General features: G+C 52.4%; 20 protein-coding genes and 1 pseudogene. 7 read left to right on the top strand and 14 right to left on the bottom strand.

What is annotated here, in order from left to right:
- Position 1: 1 nt before the first annotated feature.
- Genes E4Z61_RS14515 through E4Z61_RS14495 form a run of 5 tightly spaced genes read right to left on the bottom strand, consistent with a single transcriptional unit; the run spans position 2 to position 6,057 of the window.
- Positions 2–2,080 (bottom strand): FAD-dependent oxidoreductase, encoded by a 2,079-nt coding sequence (locus tag E4Z61_RS14515; protein WP_135323388.1) that lies wholly within the window; start codon positions 2,078–2,080, stop codon positions 2–4.
- Positions 2,077–3,618, bottom strand: coding sequence for an acyl CoA:acetate/3-ketoacid CoA transferase (locus E4Z61_RS14510; protein ID WP_135323387.1), 1,542 nt, complete (start codon positions 3,616–3,618; stop codon positions 2,077–2,079). The genes E4Z61_RS14515 and E4Z61_RS14510 overlap by 4 nt, the downstream gene beginning before the upstream one ends.
- Positions 3,619–3,627: 9 nt before the next feature.
- Positions 3,628–4,404 carry an enoyl-CoA hydratase/isomerase family protein gene (locus tag E4Z61_RS14505; RefSeq protein ID WP_135323386.1) on the bottom strand — a complete coding sequence of 259 codons (777 nt, stop codon included), beginning with the start codon at positions 4,402–4,404 and terminating at the stop codon, positions 3,628–3,630.
- 9 nt (positions 4,405–4,413) lie between these two features.
- Complete coding sequence (locus E4Z61_RS14500; RefSeq protein WP_135323385.1) at positions 4,414–5,256, bottom strand: sugar phosphate isomerase/epimerase family protein; 843 nt, start codon at positions 5,254–5,256, stop codon at positions 4,414–4,416.
- A 9-nt stretch (positions 5,257–5,265) separates the two neighbouring features.
- Positions 5,266–6,057, bottom strand: a complete 792-nt coding sequence (locus E4Z61_RS14495) for a 3-ketoacyl-ACP reductase (protein ID WP_135323384.1) — start codon at positions 6,055–6,057, stop codon at positions 5,266–5,268.
- A 205-nt stretch (positions 6,058–6,262) separates the two neighbouring features.
- On the opposite strand from E4Z61_RS14495, the gene E4Z61_RS14490 reads away from it, so the two are divergent.
- Positions 6,263–6,910: a TetR/AcrR family transcriptional regulator gene (locus E4Z61_RS14490; protein WP_135324946.1), complete on the top strand. Its 648-nt coding sequence runs from the start codon at positions 6,263–6,265 to the stop codon at positions 6,908–6,910.
- On the opposite strand, the gene E4Z61_RS14485 is transcribed toward E4Z61_RS14490, so the two are convergent.
- Positions 6,894–7,544: a LysM-like peptidoglycan-binding domain-containing protein gene (locus E4Z61_RS14485; protein WP_135323383.1), complete on the bottom strand. Its 651-nt coding sequence runs from the start codon at positions 7,542–7,544 to the stop codon at positions 6,894–6,896. The two genes, E4Z61_RS14490 and E4Z61_RS14485, sit on opposite strands and share 17 nt — an antisense overlap.
- Before the next feature lie 219 nt (positions 7,545–7,763).
- Here E4Z61_RS14485 and fklB point away from each other — a divergent pair, with 219 nt between their 5' ends.
- Positions 7,764–8,384: a BamJ family beta-barrel-assembly machinery protein gene (fklB, locus tag E4Z61_RS14480; protein WP_205746899.1), complete on the top strand. Its 621-nt coding sequence runs from the start codon at positions 7,764–7,766 to the stop codon at positions 8,382–8,384.
- A 309-nt stretch (positions 8,385–8,693) separates the two neighbouring features.
- Positions 8,694–10,103 carry a D-serine/D-alanine/glycine transporter gene (gene cycA / locus E4Z61_RS14475; protein WP_135323382.1) on the top strand — a complete coding sequence of 470 codons (1,410 nt, stop codon included), beginning with the start codon at positions 8,694–8,696 and terminating at the stop codon, positions 10,101–10,103.
- A gap of 63 nt (positions 10,104–10,166) precedes the next feature.
- On the opposite strand, the gene ytfE is transcribed toward cycA, so the two are convergent.
- Positions 10,167–10,829, bottom strand: coding sequence for an iron-sulfur cluster repair protein YtfE (gene ytfE / locus E4Z61_RS14470; protein WP_135323381.1), 663 nt, complete (start codon positions 10,827–10,829; stop codon positions 10,167–10,169).
- Between the two features lie 245 nt (positions 10,830–11,074).
- Here ytfE and E4Z61_RS14465 point away from each other — a divergent pair, with 245 nt between their 5' ends.
- Positions 11,075–12,628, top strand: coding sequence for a methyl-accepting chemotaxis protein (locus E4Z61_RS14465; protein ID WP_135323380.1), 1,554 nt, complete (start codon positions 11,075–11,077; stop codon positions 12,626–12,628).
- A gap of 63 nt (positions 12,629–12,691) precedes the next feature.
- On the opposite strand, the gene E4Z61_RS14460 is transcribed toward E4Z61_RS14465, so the two are convergent.
- From E4Z61_RS14460 to E4Z61_RS14450, 3 genes and pseudogenes are all read right to left on the bottom strand, one after another.
- Complete coding sequence (locus E4Z61_RS14460) at positions 12,692–13,657, bottom strand: DMT family transporter (RefSeq protein ID WP_135323379.1); 966 nt, start codon at positions 13,655–13,657, stop codon at positions 12,692–12,694.
- Between the two features lie 75 nt (positions 13,658–13,732).
- Positions 13,733–14,557: an AraC family transcriptional regulator gene (locus E4Z61_RS14455; RefSeq protein WP_135323378.1), complete on the bottom strand. Its 825-nt coding sequence runs from the start codon at positions 14,555–14,557 to the stop codon at positions 13,733–13,735.
- 70 nt (positions 14,558–14,627) lie between these two features.
- Positions 14,628–15,487 (bottom strand): annotated as a pseudogene (locus E4Z61_RS14450) (SDR family oxidoreductase); the annotation flags it as partial.
- A gap of 89 nt (positions 15,488–15,576) precedes the next feature.
- Between E4Z61_RS14450 and E4Z61_RS14445 the strand changes: the two are divergent.
- Positions 15,577–15,957, top strand: coding sequence for a winged helix-turn-helix transcriptional regulator (locus E4Z61_RS14445; RefSeq protein ID WP_135323376.1), 381 nt, complete (start codon positions 15,577–15,579; stop codon positions 15,955–15,957).
- Positions 15,958–16,002: 45 nt separating this feature from the next.
- Here E4Z61_RS14445 and E4Z61_RS14440 read toward each other — a convergent pair whose 3' ends face one another.
- Positions 16,003–17,946 (bottom strand): bifunctional 2',3'-cyclic-nucleotide 2'-phosphodiesterase/3'-nucleotidase, encoded by a 1,944-nt coding sequence (locus tag E4Z61_RS14440; protein WP_135323375.1) that lies wholly within the window; start codon positions 17,944–17,946, stop codon positions 16,003–16,005.
- 188 nt (positions 17,947–18,134) lie between these two features.
- On the opposite strand from E4Z61_RS14440, the gene cysQ reads away from it, so the two are divergent.
- Positions 18,135–18,875: a 3'(2'),5'-bisphosphate nucleotidase CysQ gene (gene cysQ / locus E4Z61_RS14435; protein ID WP_135323374.1), complete on the top strand. Its 741-nt coding sequence runs from the start codon at positions 18,135–18,137 to the stop codon at positions 18,873–18,875.
- Here the strand turns inward: cysQ and E4Z61_RS14430 are convergent.
- Positions 18,865–19,422 (bottom strand): YtfJ family protein, encoded by a 558-nt coding sequence (locus E4Z61_RS14430; protein ID WP_135323373.1) that lies wholly within the window; start codon positions 19,420–19,422, stop codon positions 18,865–18,867. The genes cysQ and E4Z61_RS14430 overlap by 11 nt on opposite strands.
- A gap of 327 nt (positions 19,423–19,749) precedes the next feature.
- Between E4Z61_RS14430 and E4Z61_RS14420 the strand changes: the two genes are divergently transcribed.
- Positions 19,750–19,956: a DUF1107 domain-containing protein gene (locus E4Z61_RS14420; RefSeq protein ID WP_006179016.1), complete on the top strand. Its 207-nt coding sequence runs from the start codon at positions 19,750–19,752 to the stop codon at positions 19,954–19,956.
- An 84-nt stretch (positions 19,957–20,040) separates the two neighbouring features.
- On the opposite strand, the gene paeA is transcribed toward E4Z61_RS14420, so the two are convergent.
- A complete protein-coding gene (paeA, locus tag E4Z61_RS14415) occupies positions 20,041–21,378 on the bottom strand; it encodes a polyamine export protein PaeA (RefSeq protein WP_135323372.1) in 1,338 nt (445 codons plus the stop codon).
- A gap of 273 nt (positions 21,379–21,651) precedes the next feature.
- The gene (msrA, locus tag E4Z61_RS14410) at positions 21,652–22,290 is read right to left on the bottom strand and encodes a peptide-methionine (S)-S-oxide reductase MsrA (protein WP_135323371.1); all 639 of its coding nucleotides are present in this window, start codon (positions 22,288–22,290) and stop codon (positions 21,652–21,654) included.
- Positions 22,291–22,488: the final 198 nt, after the last annotated feature.

The following is a 22,488-nucleotide window of genomic DNA, read 5'->3' as shown; positions in this document are numbered from 1 at the left end:
TTTAATTTTTGATGCGGTATATTTCTCCGGATAAAAAGTCAGGCCAGTTTTTTTCAAAATAATGATCATGTATATCCGGAAAATTACGCAGTGGTTTTCTGCGAACAATAAATTCAGCATCCTGGAACGTTACCGTTAGCTTATGCTGCTTATCGCTGACCTTTTCCGGGCGAAAACGCCACGATTCTTTTGGCCCTAATCGGGTTAGAGGCAGACATGTCCCCAGATTATCAAGGACAATGCGCGCACCACGACTCCCGCCACCGCTGGCAAGATAGTGGTCCAGTGTGGTCAATATCGCTGCGGATGTTAGCGCCATTTGTCGCCACATAAACAACCCAGCAATTTCGGCGGCATGATTAATGGTTAGCCCATTCTGGTAAACAAACTCTGCGGTGATCCTGGCGCTTGCTGCCGCCTGGTGTGTGCTTGCGGGATGACAGATAAAACCAGCGTGATCGGACATTCGTGCCTGAAGCTGTGAGCGTAATATCGGAATACTCATGCCAGTATCATTTGCTAGTGCATGATTGATGATCTCTGTGACATCACGAAGGGAGTCTGACGCTACATCTGGTGTCATCTGACCCATGAGAGTGCTGCCGCTTTCGCCAATATAGCGAGCCAGGCGAACCGCAAACACCTGTCCTGCATTCAGTGCAGCGCCGCCAGGGCGTGTCACACCATGCGTACCTGCAACTTCACCCACGGCAAAGCAGCCTTTCAGGGAAGTTTGTCCCCAGATATCTACTTCAATGCCGCCATTCATGTGCTGGTTGTTCATGGTAAATTGCAGCGGTTTCTTTGTCAGATCGTGCCCATGCATTTTGTAGAGAGAAATGGAAAGCGGATTCATCTGTTTAAGTCGCTGAATCGGCAATGTATTCAATGCCTGGTTGTTTTCGAGATAGGCTCGAACGTCCTCATCAACCCGTTCCAGTGAAAAAGGGAGATCGCCAGGCACAGCTTCGGGATTACGGTTAAAGTCCATAAACACTTTTCGGCCTAACGACTGCTCGTGCGCAATGGCCATGTCCAGCAAGCTTGAACCAAAGTCCATAATCCGTGATGCGTGGAAAGGCCACTGATACCCTTTACGGAAGATTTTCGATGCCAGTTCCTTAGTAGTGCGGTAGTAATCGGCCAGAAAGTTGTATTCTGAACCGCCGTTGTCGGTGGAGTAGATGTAGGGGATGACCTGCACATAAGTACCGGAAAGATTCCATGGAAAAGTACTGCGCGGAGTACCAATACCGAACTGACTCTCGGTAATATTGGCGAGCGTCAGCCCCTCTTCCAGTGCCAGCCCCAATGAACCGAAACACTTATTCGGATAGACGCTGTCACGGTAGAGTTCACCAGGACCGCCAGTCGCTAGCACCACATTAGGTGTCATGACGATAGCCAATCCCCACGCATTATGGGCGCGCGAGTTGGTCACCAGGACTGCGCCGATGACTCGCTCTGTACCCTCGTCGTCGCTGTGGCGGAGCAGTTTGATAACTGTAGCGCTGGTTAACACTGGGATATGAAGGCGTTTTACCTCCTCCAGCAGTACTTTCACCATCAGCCGTGAGGTTCGTGGCCCGCAGGAGGTTGCGCGTCCGGCTTCGTCGTGGTCTGTCTGGTAGCGGAGGATTGCGCCGTAACGATCTTCTGGTAATTCCAGACCAAGATACTGTAACCCGCCTAGGGTATGCAGGGAACCGACCGCTTCGACATACGCCGTGTCGTGGTCCATCGCGCCACCGCTGGCTAATGCTTTCGCCAGATTCGCGAAGTTATCACCATTACCCGCGGTTGCGGCGGTAAACAGCGTCTGTTTATCCGATCCAGAGCAGGCGGAAGTCCCCATGTATAACCCGGCGGTGGCGATCAGCACATTTTGCTGGCGGCGTTTAAGCTCAATTGCCGCTCTCAGCCCGGCGGCACCGCTACCTACCACCAGCGCATCGACCTGCCAGAGTGGATAATCAACGCCGTCCACCGTGATAACCCTGGCGGGTTCTGCCTGTGCAAAACCCTTTGGGAAAGAGACGTGAGTCAGTGCATCCAGGATGCCGTCATCAAGCTGGCTCATGCGTCCTCCATCGGCGTAAACAAGGCGCTTTCCATTAATCTCGGTTGATTGATAATCGGGCGGAAGGCCATATGCGACAGAATATCGCGTTCAATATCCACGCCTGGGGCTACCTCAATCAGTTCGACGCCCTGAGTTGTTAGCTGAAACACTGCACGTTCAGTGATGTACAACACTTCCTGACCGCTTTGCTGCGCGTAGGCGGCGCTGAAGGTGATCCTTTCAACCTGTGACACCAACTTGGGGATCTGCCCAGGCTGGGCGATATGCAGACCGTCTGGCGTAACGTCGATCTTGCTGCCTTTGGCATCAAACGTGCCGCAGAACACCACTTTGCGGGCATTTTGTGCAATTTCGAGGAAACCACCTGGGCCGATCAGGTTGCCGTTCAGGTGCGAAACGTTAACGTTGCCATGCTGGTCCATTTCTCCCATGCCGAGGAAGGTGATATCGATCCCGCCACCACTATAGAACTCAAATTGATCGAGGGAGGGGATAATGGCATCCGCGTTACGGGCGCAGCCGAACAGTGCATCGTCCAGCATCATGCCGTTGTGTACGCCTTGTTCTACGCTCAGCCACAAGCTTTGATAAGGAACACCTTCCCGCAGCGCAACGCCGGGAATACCACCCGGAATACCAAAACCAAAGTTAGTCGATGCACCTGCCACCAGTTCGCGAGCCGCACGACGTGCAATCAGGCGGCGTACCGGGTGACCGACCAGTTCGATAGCATCGTTAGAGGTAAGACGGCGATGCTGACCGCTGATAGTCAGATCGTAACCGCCAAGATAAGTCTGCGGTTGTTCGCGGTGTTCAACAATGCCGTCGACCAGAATCCCCGGTAATTTGATCCGACGTGGTTCAAGTGCGCCAGCTTCCAGCACATCGCGCACCTGTACAAACACTTTACCGCCGCTATTGTGTGCTGCCAGCGCCATAGAATAGCTATCCATATCAATAGCTTCTTCTTCCAGACTCACGTTGCCGCGCGGATCGGCATAGGTACCACGCAAAATTGCGTAATCCACTTTAAAGGGGCGATAGCGAAGTTTGGTTTCACCGTCAATTTCAATCAGTTCCACCAGATCGTCGGTGGTGCAGTCGTTCGATTTTCCACCGCCATTTCGCGGATCAACAAACGATCCCAGCCCGACATGGGTGAAAAGACCAGGCCTTCCAGCACCGATTTCTCGCAGCAACGCCTGAATTACGCCGCCAGGAAAGCAGTACGCTTCAATAGTGTTGTTTTTAACCAGTTCCTGCATTTTGGGTGACCAGGTAAAATGCCCGGCAATGATGCGCTTGAGCATTTCAGCATGAGCAAAGCGGTTGGTGCCTTTACAGTCGCGATCGCCAATTCCCAGCGAGTGGATCAGCGTCAGGTCGCGCGGGTATCCGGTTTCCAGAAAACGTTTTTCGATGGCCGCCATTAAATAGTCTGCTTCTACCATACCGCCGCCGTTACCGCTGATGGCAATAGTCGCGCCATCTTCAATCTGCGCCGCCAGCGCGTCGGCGGTTGTTATCTTACGCATACAATGTCCTTATTGATTATGGAAGCTGACGCTGCCTTTTTCGGCAAACGCGCGCGTGGCCTGCTGGCAATCTTGCGTAGCAGACATAAGCCCCGCCAGTAGTTGGTGCGAGTAGTCGGCGTGTTTATTTTCCAGCGCCAGAATCAGTTGCTTAATATGCGCCAGCGCCACCGGGCCGCATTTTTCCAGCTGGGATAACTGATTCGCCATCCAGTGTTCCACCTGTTCTTTTTCCACCACTTCATCAATTAAATTTGCGGCTTGGGCTTCCTGCGCTGTCAGGCGTTTTCCCAGCATCAGCATCTGGCGACCCACCACAGGGCCAACCTGATTAAGTACGCGCTCAATCCCCATCCAGCCAGGTACCATGCCGAGCATTACTTCCGGGTTAGAGAATTTGGCGTGGGGACGAGCGATCCGAATATCACAGCACAGGGCGAGTTCAATGCCGCCGCCGATGGTATGGCCGTTGAGATTGGCGATGGTGAGTTGGGGTAAATTACGCAGACGGTTAAAAACGTTATTACCGCGTTTGATCCATTTTCGACCCATATCCAGCGGCGAATAGGCAGACCAGGATTTAATATCGCCACCTGCGCAAAAGAATTTATCGCCGGTCGCGGTTAATTCGACTAAACGTAAAGTTGCATCGTTTTCAATTTCATTTAAATAATAGTCGAGAGATTCAATCATATCTTCGTTAATAGCGTGACATTTATCTTCACGGTTCAACGTTAGACGGCAGGAAGCTGCCGCTCTGCTGAATAGAACGGGTTGGTCACTCATGATTTATCCTTAACAATAATGCGCGATGCGATCGACGCTAATATCCAGTGTGCTGTTAATATCCTGTTGCCACCAGTACGGTGAGAAAATTTCCAGTTCGACGGCACCATTAAATCCAGCGTTTTCCACCCACCGACGAATAGACGGAATATTGATAACACCATCTCCCGGCATTCCCCGGTCATTTACCAGATCGGAGGTAGGCACCAGCCAGTCGGATACATGAAACGCGAGGATGCGCTTGCCAGCTCGCATAATTTGGCTGGCGAGATCCGGATCCCACCAGACGTGGTAGACATCCACCGCCACACCAAGACCAAACTCGCCGTCGGGATCGAGTTCATCGCACCAGTCCAGTGCCTGGCGTAACGTACACAGGCAAGAACGATCGGCGGCGGTCATAGGGTGTAGCGGCTCCAGCGCAATCGGCACGCCGACCTCTTTCGAATGCGGCAGTAGCTGGCGGATACCTTGTTTCACCTGTTCCCGCGCCTCATACAGATCTTTCGTTCCCTGTGGCAGGCCGCCCACTACCTGCATATAACAGGCGGCGTTGAGTACAGCGGCGTCGTCCAGCGCCTGTCGGTTATCGTCAATCGCAATCATGCGCTCTGCCAGCGTCGGCGCGGTGTAGTACGTGCTGCGACATAAACCGGAAACCCCCATATTGTTGGCGGCGAGTTGGCGGGCTATCTGCTGCAGATTTTCCCCCTGTAACTCTCTACGCCAGGGGGCGATTGCGCCAATGCCACGCGCGGCACAGGCATCAATAATGGCGGGCAGCGGCATTTTATAGCCGAGTGTCGCGGTATTGATGCTGAATAAATCCGGGCGTTGTAACAGATCTCTCATGTTTCAGCCTCAAAAACGCGGCATGCTCAGCCCGCCGTCGATATCGACAGCCTGACCACAGGTGTAAATCAGCTTACCTTCCGCCATGGTTCGTACGGTGGAAGCGATATCTGCCGGATATCCCCAGCGGCCCCATGGCACCAGTCCTTTGGCGATCAGTTCGTCGTAATAGGCGGTTGCGGGAATAGTCATATCCGTTTTGATAAGACCTGGGCGTACTTCATAGACCCCGATCTGCTCATTACATAAACGCGCGGCAAACAGGCGGGCAGCGGCAGAAACAGCCGTTTTCGCAATAGTGTATTCGCCACGATTCATCGCCAGCATGATGGCGTTAATAGAGCTGACAAAAATAATCGAACGGTGTGGTAATTCAGCTTCCGGTTTCGGCTGCGCCAGCAAACGCTTACTAAATGCCTGGGCGAGGAAGAATGGTGCACGGGTGTTGATAGCGATATTGTCATCGAAGCTATCTGGTTGCAGATCAAGAATGTCGCCACGTTTTTTAACGGAGATCCCGGCGTTATTGAGCAGGCAGTCCAGACGACTCCACTGGTTTTGCGCCGCATCGAGCATTTCTTCATGCTGAGAGAGGTCGCCAACATCGGCGGGGAAGCAAATCACTTCGACGCCTTCCGCCATACATTCCTGTTGTGTTGCCTGCAACTTTTCTACGCTGCTCGCATCCGGACGATCATTAATCAGCAGATTAAATCCGCCACGTGCAAGCTCAAGCGCACATCCTTTACCGATACCGCGTGCGGCGCCGGTAATGACGGCAACAGGACGATTGGATTTCATACAATAACCTCTTTATTTGAATATTGTTCCCTTGGTGGCGATTAGCTTGCAATCAGAAGGTAAAAAGATCAACCATCTAGTTGGTTGATCTGCGATAATGATCACAGGGCACTTGATAACTCAATGAAAGTAAATGTTTTTGCCTTTTGGCTGGAGCTGAAATAGGGTTATGATAGTAATCATGAATAAGACGTGGGGAAACGGAATGTATCTTGATACCAGTCACGCGCAAAACCTGAAGGAAAGACTGCTGTTGTGTGCGGTCAATGAATTTGCCGAATATGGTTACGAAGGTGCCAGAGTCGATAATATCGTCAAGGCCGCTGATTGCAGTAAACAGACGGTTTATCACCATTTTGGCAATAAAGAAAATTTGTTTATTGAAGTTCTAGAATATACCTGGAACGATATTCGGCAAAAAGAAAAATCTCTTGATGTTTCAGATCTCTCCCCAGCAAAAGCCATTGAAAAAATTATCGACTTTACTTGGGATTATTACATCGGTAACCCTTGGTTTTTAAAAATTGTTCATAGTGAAAACCAGAGCAAAGGGGTGCATTATGCAAAATCCAAACGTCTTCCTGAAATTAACTGTACTCATTTACAGTTAATGGAATCTTTACTGGAAGAAGGAAAAAGATTAAATATTTTTAAACCCGACATCGATCCATTACAGGTCAATATTAATATTGCTGCGCTAGGGGGGTATTATTTGATCAATCAGTACACGTTGGGGATGGTTTATCATATCAGTATGGTTTCGCCACAGGCTTTAGAAGCCAGACGCAGAGTCATCAAAGAGACGATCCTGAACTGGCTTCTGGTCGATAACAACGCTACCGCGCGCGAATAAAACTGCCGTTAGGTTGGCGGGTAAACAGGACCTGCTGACCATTGCCGGTATCAATGGTTAACCCCGTTACCACGCCATTGGCATTTTGCCTGATCTGAATCATCTGACCGTCTTTCAGGTTGCTCAGCGGTTTTCCTGCACCTTCTACCTGCGCCATTGCATACACATCGGTCGGTGGAAGATTATGGTCACGGAATACCTGGGCCAGCGTTTTTCCGGAATCTACGCGGTAGGTGCGCCACTGTTGGTCAATCCCGCTATCCTGCTGGAAAGGCTGTGTCTGAGGCTGGGACTGTTGTGCTTGCGGCTGCGCGTCTGGATCGCCTTCCTGGATGGGTTCCGGTGCAACCGGGGCCACCTGGCCTGGATCGTTTTGTGGGGCGACCAGCTGTGCCTGAAGCTGAGCCTCGGTGGGCGGCTGTGACTGTGACTGTAAATCCAGCTGGGCAGTACGTGTAACCACAGGAGCATCGCTGGTGTCACTGGAAGGGAGCAGGAAACCTATCACCAGCACGATAGCAGCAATAATAATGCCGCGGCGGTGCATAGGCGGTAGCGGATCCATAATGCGAAAATTGTCCGGTGCATGCCAGATTTTCGCCAGGGTTGGTTTTAATTCAAAGCGCCCGGGCATGGCTTTCCTCCTGCTCCGCGTCTCGTTCCTGAATCATAGAGTATAGATGCTTGATTCTATGATATTTGCCTTCGTGCCCGCTTTCGTGACATCAACGCGGGATATTCCTATTGTTTATGTTTCCTCGCGATTTGTCATCTGTTCCCGAGACAAAGTTTTACCGGATACGGCATGGCTGCTATGCTGCCCGCTACTTTACATCCGATGAAAGGAAATATGATGGCCACCCCGACTTTTGACACTATCGAAGCGCAAGCAAGCTACGGCATTGGTTTGCAGGTAGGACAGCAGCTGAGCGAATCCGGTCTGGAAGGGCTGTTGCCTGAAGCACTGGTAGCGGGTATCGCTGATGCGCTGGAAGGCAAACATCCGGCTGTACCGGTTGACGTTGTGCACCGTGCGCTGCGTGAAATCCACGAACGTGCCGATGCGGTACGTCGCGAGCGTTTCCAGGCTATGGCCGCTGATGGCGTCAAATATCTGGAAGAAAACCGTGAGAAAGACGGTGTGAACAGCACTGAATCTGGTCTGCAGTTCCGCGTTCTGACGCAGGGCGAAGGTGCTATTCCGGCACGTACCGACCATGTTCGCGTGCACTACACCGGTAAACTGATCGACGGTACCGTATTCGACAGCTCCGTTGCCCGTGGCGAGCCGGCTGAATTCCCGGTTAACGGCGTAATCCCTGGCTGGATTGAAGCGCTGACCCTGATGCCGGTAGGTTCCAAATGGGAACTGACTATTCCTCAGGAACTGGCCTACGGTGAGCGTGGCGCTGGTGCGTCCATTCCTCCGTTCAGCACGCTGGTATTCGACGTTGAGCTGCTCGAAATTCTGTAAGCAGTGATTTCTGTTCCCTCCAGGGCTGGGGGGAACAGAAAAATAGAGTGAAAAGCTATAGTTACACCGATGTCGATATTTTATCTTGCAAATCTCGTGCTTGCGCGTATTTTTGTGAGCTGATTCGCGCTATCAGAGTGATATGACACTCACTTTAAACATAAAATTAACATTATATCTAAATCTTAGTATTCATCCCGCCAATTCTTACCTAATATCGATGAGTCCTGATAACAGGATCGTCGTATCATAGACACACTAAAGGCCGCAGAGCCTGAACAACACAGACAGGTACAGGAAGAAAAAAACATGGTAGATCAGGTAAAAGTCGAAGCTGTTGAAGAAGCTTCGTCTGAACAGTCGCTACGGCGCAATCTCACAAACCGTCATATTCAACTTATTGCCATTGGTGGCGCTATCGGTACCGGCCTGTTTATGGGATCCGGGAAAACCATCAGCCTCGCCGGGCCGTCGATCATCTTCGTTTATATGATCATCGGTTTTATGCTGTTTTTCGTGATGCGCGCAATGGGTGAATTGCTGCTCTCGAATCTCGAATACAAATCTTTTAGTGATTTCGCCTCCGACCTGCTCGGCCCGTGGGCTGGGTATTTTACCGGCTGGACCTACTGGTTTTGCTGGGTAGTGACCGGGATGGCGGACGTCGTTGCCATTACCGCGTATGCGCAATTCTGGTTCCCTGGGTTATCTGACTGGGTGGCATCGCTGGCGGTGATTGTCCTGCTGCTGGGCCTCAACCTCGCCACCGTGAAAATGTTTGGTGAGATGGAGTTCTGGTTTGCGATGATCAAAATCGTCGCTATCGTCGGCCTGATTGTGGTTGGCCTGGTGATGGTGCTGACGCACTTCCAGTCGCCTACTGGCGTTCAGGCGTCGTTCACCCACCTGTGGAATGACGGCGGCTGGTTCCCGAAAGGTCTGAGCGGCTTCTTTGCCGGCTTCCAGATTGCGGTATTCGCATTCGTGGGTATTGAACTGGTAGGGACGACGGCTGCGGAAACCAAAGATCCGGAAAAATCCCTGCCGCGCGCCATTAACTCGATTCCAATCCGTATCATCATGTTCTACGTTTTCGCGCTGATCGTGATTATGTCCGTCACGCCGTGGGGTTCGGTGGTTCCAACCAAGAGCCCGTTTGTTGAACTGTTCGTTCTGGTCGGTCTGCCGGCAGCGGCGAGCTTGATTAACTTTGTTGTTCTGACGTCTGCGGCCTCTTCCGCGAACAGTGGCGTGTTCTCGACCAGCCGTATGTTGTTCGGTCTGGCGCAGGAAGGCGTGGCGCCGAAAGCATTTGCTAAGCTGTCCAAACGCGCAGTACCGGCGAAAGGTTTAACCTTCTCCTGTATCTGTCTGCTGGGCGGCGTGGTGATGTTGTACGTTAATCCGAGCGTGATCGGCGCGTTCACCATGATCACCACCGTTTCAGCGATTCTGTTCATGTTTGTCTGGACCATCATTCTTTGCTCGTACCTGGTGTACCGCAAACAGCGTCCGCAACTGCATGAGAAGTCGATCTACAAAATGCCGTTAGGAAAAGTGATGTGCTGGGTGTGCATGGCGTTCTTCGTCTTCGTACTGGTACTGCTGACGCTGGAAGAAGATACCCGTCAGGCGCTGATCGTCACGCCGCTGTGGTTCATCGCGCTGGGGCTGGGCTGGTTGTTTATCGGTAAGAAACGTATGGCTGGCGTACGCTAATAAAAAAAGAGCCGCGATGCGGCTCTACTATTTCATAAATAAGGGCGCTCTCAGGCGCCTTTTTTATTCACCTGCGAGGGCACGCGGGAACAACACATTGTTTTCCAGACTGATGTGTTCCATCAGGTCGTCGATCATTTCGTTGATGCCGTTATACATGGCTTTCCAGGTGGTGCAGGCTTCCGGCGGCGGCGTCACGTTTTGGGTGATGTGCTTGATTACTTCGACCAGTTCACCGGCGTCGTCATGCTCGCTTTCCATCACGCTGATTGGCCCCATCGCCTGGCTACCCATTCCCTGTTTAATCATCGGGAACAGAATCTGCTCTTCTTTCATCATGTGGCTGGACAGTTCATCGTGCAGCATGGTCAGGTTTTTCGCCAGACCGCGCGGTACGTTTGGCTTGTCTGCATGTACGCGTTCAACTTTGGTGGCCTGCAGGATCAGTTCTGGCAGCTGTTCGCGATGACGGTCATGATAACGCACAACGATATGGTCAATGATTTCTGCCAGTGCCACAGTGCGCCAGTCTTTTTCCAGCGGCTGCTCAGCCAGTTTTGCCAGTTCGGCTTCGATGGCCTCGACATCCAGCTCTTTACGCGCGGCAGCACGTGCCAGCGTTTGCTTACCGCCGCAGCAGTAATCCATATCGTACTTACGAAACAGTGCCGAAGCGCGAGGAATAGAGAGCGCCAGTTCACCTAAAGGTTGATCGCGATAAGACATAGCCGTTACCTCATTCTCAATAATATAAGATGTATTTTAAATGCAACTTATGGCGAAGGATATACCCCTTTCGAGGTGGGGGAATTTGTGATGACTGTCACGAAAATTTCTTATGTCGTTAACATGCTGAATCTTATTGAAAAGGGGTAAAGCGGCGAAAAAAGCCGCGTCAGAAGGTTAAATAAGCGGGCGCGGCTGCCGATAGTTAGACCTCAGACAATACCTGCATAATTAAAAGGCAACAGATGTTCAAACGAATCAAAGTGATAACCTTACTTATCACCGTGTTACTTTCCCTGGGCGCGATGCAACTCATCTCCGCAGGCGTCTTTATTGGCGCACTCAACAACGATAAGCAAAATTTTAACGTGTCTCAGCTTTCCAGCCAGAACGTGGCCGAGTTTACCGATGCGTGGATTAGCCTGAACCAGACGCGCGTCACGCTCAACCGGGGCATGCTGCGGTTGCAGGGTACGATGGCAAGCGAGGTTAACGGGGGCCAGTTAAAAGAGTTGGTGAACACGGCGAACCGTCTGCTGGCGGAAGCGAAAGATCATTACGATAAATACTACGCACTGCCGGAAACGCCGGGTCTGGATGAACATCTGGCCGACCGACTGGAAGAGCAGTACGGCATTTATTCGACAACCCTTGCCAAAATGAACGCGCTGCTGGCTGAGGGTAAGCTGGAAGAGATGTTCAAACAGAATGCCGAACAAAAACAGACGGCAATGCAGAGCGTCTATCAGGAATGGCGTGCGGCGCAATCCGCGCTGGCAAGTACGGGCGTGCAGGATAACGAGAATGACTACCAGAAGATTATCTGGCTGCTGTCCGCCGTAATGCTGATCGTGGTAACGGTGATTGTTGTTAGCTGGATTGCTATGCAGCGCGTGCTGTTGAAGCCACTGCGCGAGGTGATGGAACATATCCGGCATATCGCCGCAGGTGATCTGACCCACAACATCAGCGCTGACGGCAGTAATGAAATGGCGTTGCTGGCGCGTAACGTTCGCGACATGCAGCAGTCGCTGGCGAACACGGTGAGCGTGGTACGCGACGGGGCTGATACCATCTACACCGGGGCGGGTGAAATCGCAGCGGGCAGTAACGATCTCTCTTCTCGTACCGAACAGCAGGCTGCCTCGCTGGAAGAAACCGCTGCCAGCATGGAGCAGCTTACCGCCACAGTGAAGCAGAATGCGGATAACGCACGGCAGGCGACCAGCCTGGCAAAAAATGCCTCGCAAACGGCACAGAAAGGCGGAACGGTCGTCGATGGCGTGGTGCGTACGATGGATGAAATCGCCACCAGTTCCAGCAAAATTGCACAAATCACCAATGTTATCGACGGTATTGCCTTCCAGACCAATATTCTGGCGCTGAACGCGGCGGTAGAAGCGGCACGTGCCGGTGAGCAGGGGCGTGGTTTTGCGGTGGTTGCAGGCGAAGTGCGCACCCTGGCGCAGCGCAGTGCGCAGGCGGCGAAAGAGATTAAGGCGCTGATTGATGATTCCGGTAATCGGGTCAACGCTGGTACCGCACTGGTGCATGAAGCGGGCGAAACGATGGCGGAGATTGTCAGCGCTGTTACCCGCGTGACGGATATCATGGGCGAGATTGCCTCAGCTTCTGATGAACAGAGCCGGGGTATCGATCAGGTCGGTCAGGCGGTGGCCGAGATGGATCGCGTGACGCAGCAAAACGCCTCACTGGTGGAAGAATCCGCTTCAGCGGCGGCCGCGCTCGAAGAGCAGGCTGCACGCCTGAATCAGACGGTGGCGGTGTTTAAAGTTTAACGTCTGCTCCGGCCTACAAGAAAATATCCTGTAGGCCGGATTAGCGCAGTATTATCCGGCACATTATGATGGTGAAACCACGACGACGCTTGGTTTTTGCGGCTTGGCTCTGACAGCTATCACTACCCCAACAATCAGCAGCAAAATTCCGCTTACCGTCAGCACCGGTGGCATTTCATGGCGCAGTATAAAGGTGTACAGCAGCCCCGCCAGCGTTTCAAAGACAATTAACGGCCCAAGGATCACCGTCGGCAGCTTCTGGCTGGCGATGTTCCAGCACCATGCCCCCACCCACGAACAAAGCACCGCAATGGCCACCATCAGTCCGATAAACACGTCCGGGCGCGGGCCAAAAGGCAGGGTGAAGTCAGGCGCTTGCTCATTCAGCCACAGACAGGCAGCAATGTAGCCGAGCAGAGAAACGGGTAGCGTCACCAGAGCCTGGGCGGTCGCCCACATCATAGGATGCTTATCGGGGTTTTCTCGCAGCCAGCGAGCATTACGCAGCGCATACCACGCCCAGCACACCACGGAAACCAGCGCCAGTGCGATACCCGAACCGTAGCGCCAGCCGCTAAAATCAGGCAGTCCCTGATTCAATTCAGAAATATTTACACACAGCAGGCCAATGCCGATCAGCACCAGCGCAGGGGCTAAACGCCACCATGATAATTTACCGTCACGTTGGCTATAGAGCAGGTTAGCAAAGACCGGAATGACCACCGGCAATGTGCCGATGATCATCGTTGAGACCGGCGCGCCGGTACGCTGAATGGCGCTGGCCAGACAAACGTAATAAATCAGGTTACCCATCATGGTAAGCGCCAGTGCGGTTCCCCAGTCCTTGCGCGCCAGCTGACGCAGACGCCCGCGACCCAGCCAGGCCAGCGGCAGGGCAATTAGCCCCAGCGCCAGGTAGCGCCCCATCGACTGCAATACCGCCGGGTACTCCGGTACGATCAGCGGTCCGACAAAAATAAGCCCCCACATCAACCCCGCCAGCAGGGCGTACAGTACACCGCTAATCATTTTGATATCCACATCATTGAACATTGCGCAGAGTGTAGGCAGGGAACGCACCGCTGTATTGTATGAGATTGCGCATCAGCGCGAAAAAACCTGTTTCTGGTAGCGCACAGGCGTAATGCCGTAACGATGGGTAAATGAGCGGGTGAGATGCGACTGGTCGGTCAGACCGGTTGCGGCAGCAACATCTGCGGCGGGCATGCCGTGTGTGAGAAAACCTTTGGCGCGCCACAGACGGATCGCCATCAGCATCTGGTGTGGCGTAACGTGAAAATGCAGTTTGAACTGGCGTTGAAAATGCCAAGGGCTCAGCGAGGCAACGCGGGCCAGTTCGTCGAGCGTCACCGGGTGCATGTAGTTGTCGTGCAGATATTCGCGCACGCGCTCAAAGCGATGTGCACCTTCCAGTTGTACCGGCGCATGACGGGCCAGTGGCTGGAACGTATCGATCAGATCGAGCAGCAATCCTTTTTGTGCCAGCGGATCGTCGATATTCCACAGGCCGTGGATCAGTGAACAGATCTGACGCGAGCGCAGCGGATCGTGGCGCGTAACATCATGAAACCACCAGTGGCGGATCCCGGTGACTTCTTCCAGAAGATCGGGTTCAAGATAGATCATCCGGTAGCGCCAGCCGTCGGCGGTTGCGGCTTCGCCGGTATGCAGCTCATCGGGATTCATGGTGACGACGGAATGGGCAGGGGCCACGTACTGGGTACCGCGATAGCGAAAACGTTCCGCACCGGCCTCGATCGCGCCAATACCAAACGCTTCGTGGGTATGGGGCTCAAAAGCGTAGCGCGAGATATGCGCATGATACAGCTCAACGCCCGGCACCTGCGCCAGATGGCGAAAGCGGGCGCTGTCTTTCTCATCAATGAACTGCTCAGGTACACCTTGCACGTTTTCTCTCCCCACGCATCATCATGTCATTATCAGAGAGGATGCGCGGAGATGCTACCATAATTAACCGATTTTTAACATTTAAACGATGCCGTTGACGCTGTCCGCCAGCGATGTGGTCGGGCGTTCAATCAGTTTGCTCAGCGTATGGCTGTCGTCAAACAGGCCACCTTTTGAAGCACCGATGTCAGAGTCGGCCAGCATATCCGCCAGACCGGCAGGCAGACCAAACCCTTTTAACGCGGCGGCAAAATCAGCTTCGCTCAGGTTCTGATACACCACCTTTTTACCGCTCTGTTTTGCCAGTTCGGTAGCCAGTTGGCTCAGGGTCCAGCCCTCATCGCCCGCCAGCTCGTAGATTTTACCGGCGTGACCGTCTTCACTGATGACGCGCGCGGCAGCGGCAGCATAGTCGGCACGGGTCGCAGAGGCGATTTTGCCTTCGCCCGCTGCACCAATAAACACGCCGTGCTCCAGCGCGGCTGGCGCGCTGGCCAGATAGTTTTCGGTATACCAGCCGTTACGCAGCAGGGTATAAGCAATGCCGGAGTCAGCCAGCATTTTCTCGGTTTCTACGTGTTCAACTGCCAGCCCCAGCGGAGAGCTGTCGGCATGCAGCAGACTGGTATAGGCAATAAATTTCACATTAGCGGCCTTTGCCGCGTTAATCACGTTGCGATGCTGTGGGGTACGTTGCCCAACTTCACTGGACGAGATCAGCAGCAGCTTATCGATCCCCTGCAATGCGGTGGTGAAAGCGGCCTCGTCGATGTAATCCGCCTGACGGACGGTAATACCCTGCTGGCTGAGTGCAGTAGCTTTGGCTGGGTTACGCACAATGGCCACAATCTGGCTGGCGGGTACGGTTTTCAGCAAGGCTTCAATAACGTATTGGCCCAGTTGGCCGGTGGCGCCGGTGATCGCAATCATGGGGAACTCCTTGGTGTTTGTCTTGTGTTTAGTAAAACTAGCACCTAAACTTACTTTTAGTAAGTACGTACAAAAAGGTAAGTATGAAGATGATTACGCAGACCCTTTCCCAACAATTACGCGACGGTAATTTGTTTGCCGAGCAGTGCCCTTCTCGCGAGGTGTTAAAACACGTCACCAGCCGTTGGGGGGTATTGATTCTGGTCGCGCTGCGCGACGGCACGCACCGCTTTAGCGATTTGCGTCGCAAGATGGGCGGGGTCAGCGAAAAAATGTTGGCGCAATCCTTACAGGCGCTGGAACAGGACGGGTTTATCAATCGGGTGTCGTATCCGGTGGTGCCGCCGCACGTGGAGTACAGCCTGACGCCGTTGGGTGAGCAGGTGAGTGATAAGGTCGCCGCGCTGGCGGACTGGATTGAAATGAATTTACCGCAGGTGCTGGCGCAGCGGGAAGTGCGGGCGGCGTAAGATGTTGCCGGATGGCGCTGTAAACTGCGTCATCCGGCATTAACGTTACTTACTCAAATCCAGCTGATAAATGGCAAAACCGATATCGTCGGTGGCGACTTTCTTCAGCGGATACTGCCCTTTCTCTTTGATAAACGTGGCGGCTTTATCGGACGGCGACGTTTCAAAGCGAATATCCAGTTTCGTATCGCTGTGGATCGGTGCCAGACGCCAGTTATTATCCGCCGCCGGGTGAATTTCACCGGTGCGCTTCGTCTCGGCACTTATCCACGCGGCCAGCACCGAGCGGTTTTCATCCGGTGATGCAAAGGCTATATGGCTGTCGCCGGTACCGGCAAACTTGCCGCCGTAGGCGCGATAGTTATTGGTTGCGACCAGGAAGGTGGCATTTGGGTCGATCGGTTTACCGTTAAAGGTCAGATTTTTAATACGCTCTGCGTTGGCGTTAACAGTTTGGCACTCGCCGTCGTAGCGGGCAGGCTGCGAAACATCAATCTGGTAATCTACGCCGTCAATCACATCGAAGTTATAGGTACGGAAACCATCCCAGTTGATCAGCGATTGGGGTTTGCTGCTGTGAACATCGATCTGATTAAACTGTCCGGCGGAACATTCCAGCCACTCTTTCACCTCTTTGCCACTGGCTTTTACCACCACTAGGGTGTTGGGGTAGAGGTACAGATCGGCGGCATTACGGAAGGTAAGCTGGCCTTTTTCGACTTCCACAAAGCTGGCCGGATCGTTCTTGCGTCCACCGACCTTAAACGGCGCGGCGGCGGAAAGCACCGGCAGCTTCGCCAGGTCCGGATCGCCCTGAATAAAGCGCTCTACATACGCTTTCTGCGCATTATTCACCACCTGCACGGTCGGATCGTCCTGCACCAGCGCCAGATAGCTGTACATGTTATCGGCAGATTTACCGATTGGCTTGCTGACGAACTCGCGCGTAGCGTTGTGATCGGCCTTCAGGATCTCAACGATTTTCTGGTCTTCAGCGGCCAGGGATTTTTTCGCCGCCGCGTCATAAATCGGACGTGCTTCGGCTTTTGCCTGGGTGACCTGCCATTTCCCGTTGTCGTTATTCAGTACCAGATCTACCACGCCCAGATGATCGCCCCACATGCCTGGCATCACCGCCGGAACGCCGTTCAGGGTGCCTTTAGTGATATCTGCGCCTTTGATATTGGCAAAGTCTTTCCCCGGGAACACAGCGTGAGCGTGACCAAACATAATGGCATCCACGCCCGGTACTTCGCTGAGATAATAAACTGAGTTTTCCGCCATGGCCTGATACGGGTCGGCAGAAAGACCGGAGTGAGCCACCACCACCACCACATCCGCTCCTTTCGCCCGCATCTCCGGCACGAACTTGCGTGCGGTTTCGGTGATGTCATTTACCGTCACTTTACCGCTGAGGTTGGCTTTATCCCAGGTCATGATTTGCGGCGGCACAAAGCCGATGTAGCCAATTTTCAGCGTTTGCTTGTTACCCTCTTTATCGACAACCTCGGTGTCTTTAATCAGATAAGGGGTAAATAGCGGCTTTTGGGTCTTAACATCGATGATATTGGCATTAACGTAGGGGAATTTTGCGCCAGCGAGTGCCTTATGCAGATAGTCCAGGCCGTAGTTAAACTCATGGTTACCGAGGTTACCGACCGCGTAATCCAGTGTATTCAGCGCCTTATAAACCGGGTGTGTTTCGCCAGCCTTTAGCCCTTTCGCCGCCATGTAATCGCCGAGCGGACTGCCCTGAATCAGATCGCCGTTATCGACCAGTACGCTGTTTTTGACTTCGCTGCGGGCAGCATTGATCAAACTTGCCGTACGTACTAGGCCGAATTTTTCCGTTGGCGTATTTTTGTAATAATCGAAATCCATCATGTTGCTATGCAAATCAGTGGTTTCCATTATGCGCAGATCGACGGTTGAGGCATTCACGCTGGCTGCTATCAGCGTGGCCAGAAGCGTTGCACTAAACTTAATCATCAGGGGCATCCTTTTTAGAACTAGGCCACAAAAGAAAATGTATATAAATCTTCTTGCTTACAGAACTGTGAATCATGACATGAATATAACGTTTAAAACCGCAGGTGCTATCACAGTTGGCGGATCCTCTGACGATCGGGTATAAGTAAAACAACGAGTTAACACCGCTGCCATAAATGAGGTGGAGAATGCTAGAACATGTATGCCAGCTTGCACGGAACGCGGGCGATGCCATTATGCAGGTCTACGATGGAATCAAACCGATAGAAATCACCAGCAAGCAGGATGATTCTCCGGTCACGGCGGCGGATATTGCCGCGCACACGGTGATCCTCGAAGGGTTGCAGGCGCTGACGCCAGATATTCCGGTGTTATCAGAAGAGGATCCTCCAGGTTGGGATGTCCGCCAACATTGGCAGCGCTACTGGCTGGTTGATCCGCTGGATGGCACCAAAGAATTCATCAAACGCAACGGTGAGTTCACCGTTAATATTGCGCTTATCGAGAAAGGAAAGGCGGTACTGGGTGTGGTTTATGCCCCGGTATTGAAGGTGATGTACAGTGCGGCGGAAGGCAAAGCGTGGAAAGAAGAGTGCGGTGCGCGCAAACAAATCCAGGTACGCGACGCGCGTCCTCCGCTGGTGGTGATTAGCCGCTCACATGCCGACAATGAGCTAAAAGAGTATCTGCAACAACTCGGTGAGCACCAAACCACGTCGATTGGCTCGTCGCTGAAGTTCTGCCTCGTTGCGGAAGGGCAGGCACAACTGTATCCGCGTTTTGGACCAACCAATATTTGGGATACTGCCGCAGGTCATGCTGTAGCTGCAGCAGCCGGAGCCCACGTTCACGACTGGCAGGGAAAGCCCCTGGATTACACCCCGCGTGAATCGTTCCTCAACCCCGGCTTCCGGGTCTCTATTTATTGAGCAATTTGTGCAGCAGGGCGATAACCTGCTGCACCTCTTCCTGCGTTAATGCCCCGTCTTTGGCCCACTGAACGCGGCCGTCTTTGTCGAGTACGGCGATGGCTGAACTCTCTTCGTCCAATTGCCAGGTTTTACGCGCAATCCCATCACTGTCGACAATAAATTGTGACCACGGATAGAGTTTCTTATTGCTCTCTAAACTGCTGCGCACAAACATGCCGGAGCCAGGAATAGCATCATCAGTGTTGACGATGGTGGTGGTCTGATACTTGTCGTGCGGCAGGTTGGCCGCTTTGATTGCCTCAATCAATGTGGCGTTTTTCTCTTTTGCTGAGGTGCGCCCGGCGATGTGTTGCACAATGCGAACTTTCCCCGGCAGCTGCGCGCTATTCCAGCTTTTGTAGCTAAACTTATCGTTATCGAGAATCAGTTCGCCGCGATCGGCGATACCGACCGGTGGTACGCGCTGGTTGTTTTCGAACTTATGTGCAGAGGCCATCATCGGCAGCAACAGGCACGACAGCGTCAGCAGTTTTTGTAAGGTCATGGTGTTTCCTTCTATTTTTATTTTGCAGGTGATCCGACCACTTGGGTCTGGAATTTAATCATATGTGCGAATGATGCTTTTTCCCGCAAGCGCGATGCCAGTTTGCGGACGGGCGCACAAATCCTGCGAAAAATGAAGGCTTATACTGAAGACAGTGAACCGTTGAAAAGATAATTCTGAATAATTGTAACCTGAAGGTAAATAAACTTATACACGCTGGAAACGTCGTAGAGATAGTCTATAGTCATAGGGCATTAAAATTTGCGCCTGAGTATTGTCGGACCGATTGTGGTACCGCAAAGGCGTAATGCTCAGCAGGAGACAACAATGAAAATTTTCCAACGATACAACCCGCTGCAGGTGGCGAAGTACGTGAAGATCCTGTTTCGTGGACGGTTATATATCAAGGATGTAGGCGCTTTTGAATTTGATAAGGGTAAGATTCTTATCCCAAAAGTGAAGGACAAACAGCACTTTTCTGTGATGTCCGAAGTTAACCGTCAGGTCATGCGTCTGCAAACTGAGATGGCGTGATCAAAGTGCTATGCGGTAGTTTAAGTGGTATATAAAAAAACGGCTCCTGTAACAGGAGCCGTTGATGTTTTCAGGCCCGCAAACTTATGCAGCGCCTTCTTCTTTCGCATCCGGCAGCTTCGGCACCAGAACGGTCGGTTTGCTGTCAAGACGCGTAACCAGCAGCTGATCGATCTTGTAGTTATCGATGTCCACTACTTCAAATTTATAGCCTGAGTACTTCACCGAGTCGGTACGTTTCGGGATTTTACGCAGCATGAACATCATAAAACCACCGATGGTTTCATAGTTGCCGGACTGCGGAAATTCGTCGATATCCAGCACGCGCATCACGTCATCAATTGGCGTACCGCCATCGACTAACCATGAGTTTTCATCACGCGCCACAATCTGTTCTTCCAGACCCTGGCCGACTAAGTCACCCATCAGCGTGGTCATCACGTCGTTAAGCGTGATAATACCCACCACCAGTGCATACTCGTTCATGATAACGGCAAAGTCTTCACCTGCGGTTTTGAAGCTCTCCAGCGCCTCAGACAGTGTCAGCGTATCCGGGACAATCAGCGTATTGCGGATCTGCACGCCGCTGTTCAGCGCCATGCTTTGGTTTGCCAGCACACGGTTCAGCAAATCTTTGGAGTCCACATAACCGATGATGTGATCGATATCTTCGTTACACACCAGAAACTTGGAGTGCGGATGTTCCGCAACTTTGTTCTTCAGGCTCTGCTCGTCTTCGTGCAGATCGAACCAGATAACGTTCTCACGTGATGTCATGGAAGACGGCACGGTACGGGATTCCAGTTCGAACACGTTTTCAATCAGCTCATGTTCCTGCTTACGCAGAACACCTGCCAGCGCACCGGCTTCAAATACGGCATAGATATCATCAGAGGTGATGTCGTCTTTGCGTACCATTGGGATCTTGAACAGCCGGAAAATGCTGTTAGCCAGCCCATTGAAGAACCATACTAATGGGCGAAATACCATCAAACAGAAGCGCATCGGGTTGATGATGCGCAAAGCCACAGTTTCTGGCGCAATCATACCGATGCGTTTCGGGGTTAAATCCGCGAACAGGATGAACAGGCCAGTTACTAGTGAGAACGAAAGAATAAAGCTCAGTTGTTCGGACAGCTCTGGAGCAAAGTACTTTGAGAAAAGACTGTAAAACACCGGGGAAAATGCCGCATCACCCACGATGCCGCCAAGAATGGCGACGGCGTTAAGGCCAATTTGTACGACGGTGAAGAACATGCCGGGGTTTTCCTGCATCTTCATTACGCGTTGTGCATTGATGTTGCCTTCATCGGCAAGCAGCTTAAGTTTGATTTTGCGGGATGCGGCAAGCGAGATCTCGGATATCGAGAAAAACGCACTCACGGCGATCAGGCAGAGAATGACTAAAATACTGTTTAACATATCTTATCCGACCGTTAAGGTCAGATCCTCGGAAGGGAGAAGTTGATACTCGTCGTCTTTCAAGCTGCAGATGCGTTGGCTACACTCATTCACCCCAGTCACATAGTTATCTATGTTCCTGGGGATTCACGAGTTTGCCGCCTTTCTGCAACTCGAAATCCATAGAGTATAAATCCAATGGAATTTTCAGTGAAAACCGGCTCGTGGAATTGAGCCGGTAAATTCAGAAGCTAGTATAGCGTAAGCGACTGTAAAGTCGCCAGAGGCGGATATTTATCCTTGCGGCGGCAGACAAATGCCAATCCCGCCAATGCCACAATATCCATACGGATTTTTGTGCAGATATTGCTGGTGATCGTCCTCGGCATAGTAGAACGGCGTTGCCGTATTAATTTCCGTCGTGATGTGGCGGTCATCGCCCGCCGCGGTCATGGCAGCCTGAAAACGCTCCAGGCTGGCGTGCGCGGCGCTTTGCTGCTCCGGCGTGAGCGGGTAAATGGCGGAACGATATTGCGTGCCCTGGTCGTTCCCCTGACGCATGCCCTGCGCTGGGTCGTGATTCTCCCAGAACACCTGCAGCAGTTGCTCGTAGCTGATAACATGCGGGTCATAGACGATGCGCACTGCTTCGGCATGTCCGGTATCGCCTGAACAGACTTCCCGATAGGTTGGGTTCGGCGTGTAGCCACCGGTGTAACCTGCGGCAGTGCTGTAAACGCCGGGCAAAGACCAGAATAAGCGCTCAACGCCCCAGAAACAGCCCATGGCGAACAGAGCGATCTCCATCCCGTCGGGCACGTTGGTCATCGAATGTTGGTTAACCGCGTGCAGCGTCGCTACTGGCATCGGGGTGTTGCGTCCAGGTAGCGCATCTGCTTGAGTAACGAGATGCTTTCTATCAAATAAACTCATGGCCGTTCTCCCGAAATCAGTCATTTGGGTTAAGGTTGTAACGAGACGCGTCTTTGCCCACAATAAACGGCGTGAATGCGTCTAGAGTTAAACATAAGAAATATTTGGGTTGTCGTCTGTTTTTCAACTCTTATTGTTGATTTTTTGTTAAGCCGAGGAACGGCATAGTATTTTTTTCCAGGGGTGGGAAAAAAGGAT

It is taken from the genome of Citrobacter tructae (assembly GCF_004684345.1).
GTDB lineage: Bacteria > Pseudomonadota > Gammaproteobacteria > Enterobacterales > Enterobacteriaceae > Citrobacter > Citrobacter tructae.
The sequence above is the reverse complement of the archived record's forward strand: the minus strand, read 5'-3'. Positions and strand labels throughout refer to the sequence as shown.

Coding starts and splice junctions, on each gene's coding strand:
- E4Z61_RS14485 (WP_135323383.1), bottom strand. CDS start 7,544: ATGCCCGGGCGCTTTGAATTAAAACCAACCCTGGCGAAAATCTGGCAT.
- fklB (WP_205746899.1), top strand. CDS start 7,764: ATGGCCACCCCGACTTTTGACACTATCGAAGCGCAAGCAAGCTACGGC.
- E4Z61_RS14495 (WP_135323384.1), bottom strand. CDS start 6,057: ATGAAATCCAATCGTCCTGTTGCCGTCATTACCGGCGCCGCACGCGGT.
- ytfE (WP_135323381.1), bottom strand. CDS start 10,829: ATGTCTTATCGCGATCAACCTTTAGGTGAACTGGCGCTCTCTATTCCT.
- E4Z61_RS14460 (WP_135323379.1), bottom strand. CDS start 13,657: ATGATTAGCGGTGTACTGTACGCCCTGCTGGCGGGGTTGATGTGGGGG.
- paeA (WP_135323372.1), bottom strand. CDS start 21,378: ATGTTAAACAGTATTTTAGTCATTCTCTGCCTGATCGCCGTGAGTGCG.
- E4Z61_RS14430 (WP_135323373.1), bottom strand. CDS start 19,422: ATGACCTTACAAAAACTGCTGACGCTGTCGTGCCTGTTGCTGCCGATG.
- E4Z61_RS14420 (WP_006179016.1), top strand. CDS start 19,750: ATGAAAATTTTCCAACGATACAACCCGCTGCAGGTGGCGAAGTACGTG.
- E4Z61_RS14505 (WP_135323386.1), bottom strand. CDS start 4,404: ATGAGTGACCAACCCGTTCTATTCAGCAGAGCGGCAGCTTCCTGCCGT.
- cysQ (WP_135323374.1), top strand. CDS start 18,135: ATGCTAGAACATGTATGCCAGCTTGCACGGAACGCGGGCGATGCCATT.
- E4Z61_RS14515 (WP_135323388.1), bottom strand. CDS start 2,080: ATGAGCCAGCTTGATGACGGCATCCTGGATGCACTGACTCACGTCTCT.
- E4Z61_RS14445 (WP_135323376.1), top strand. CDS start 15,577: ATGATTACGCAGACCCTTTCCCAACAATTACGCGACGGTAATTTGTTT.
- E4Z61_RS14465 (WP_135323380.1), top strand. CDS start 11,075: ATGTTCAAACGAATCAAAGTGATAACCTTACTTATCACCGTGTTACTT.
- msrA (WP_135323371.1), bottom strand. CDS start 22,290: ATGAGTTTATTTGATAGAAAGCATCTCGTTACTCAAGCAGATGCGCTA.
- E4Z61_RS14510 (WP_135323387.1), bottom strand. CDS start 3,618: ATGCGTAAGATAACAACCGCCGACGCGCTGGCGGCGCAGATTGAAGAT.
- E4Z61_RS14440 (WP_135323375.1), bottom strand. CDS start 17,946: ATGATTAAGTTTAGTGCAACGCTTCTGGCCACGCTGATAGCAGCCAGC.
- cycA (WP_135323382.1), top strand. CDS start 8,694: ATGGTAGATCAGGTAAAAGTCGAAGCTGTTGAAGAAGCTTCGTCTGAA.
- E4Z61_RS14500 (WP_135323385.1), bottom strand. CDS start 5,256: ATGAGAGATCTGTTACAACGCCCGGATTTATTCAGCATCAATACCGCG.
- E4Z61_RS14490 (WP_135324946.1), top strand. CDS start 6,263: ATGTATCTTGATACCAGTCACGCGCAAAACCTGAAGGAAAGACTGCTG.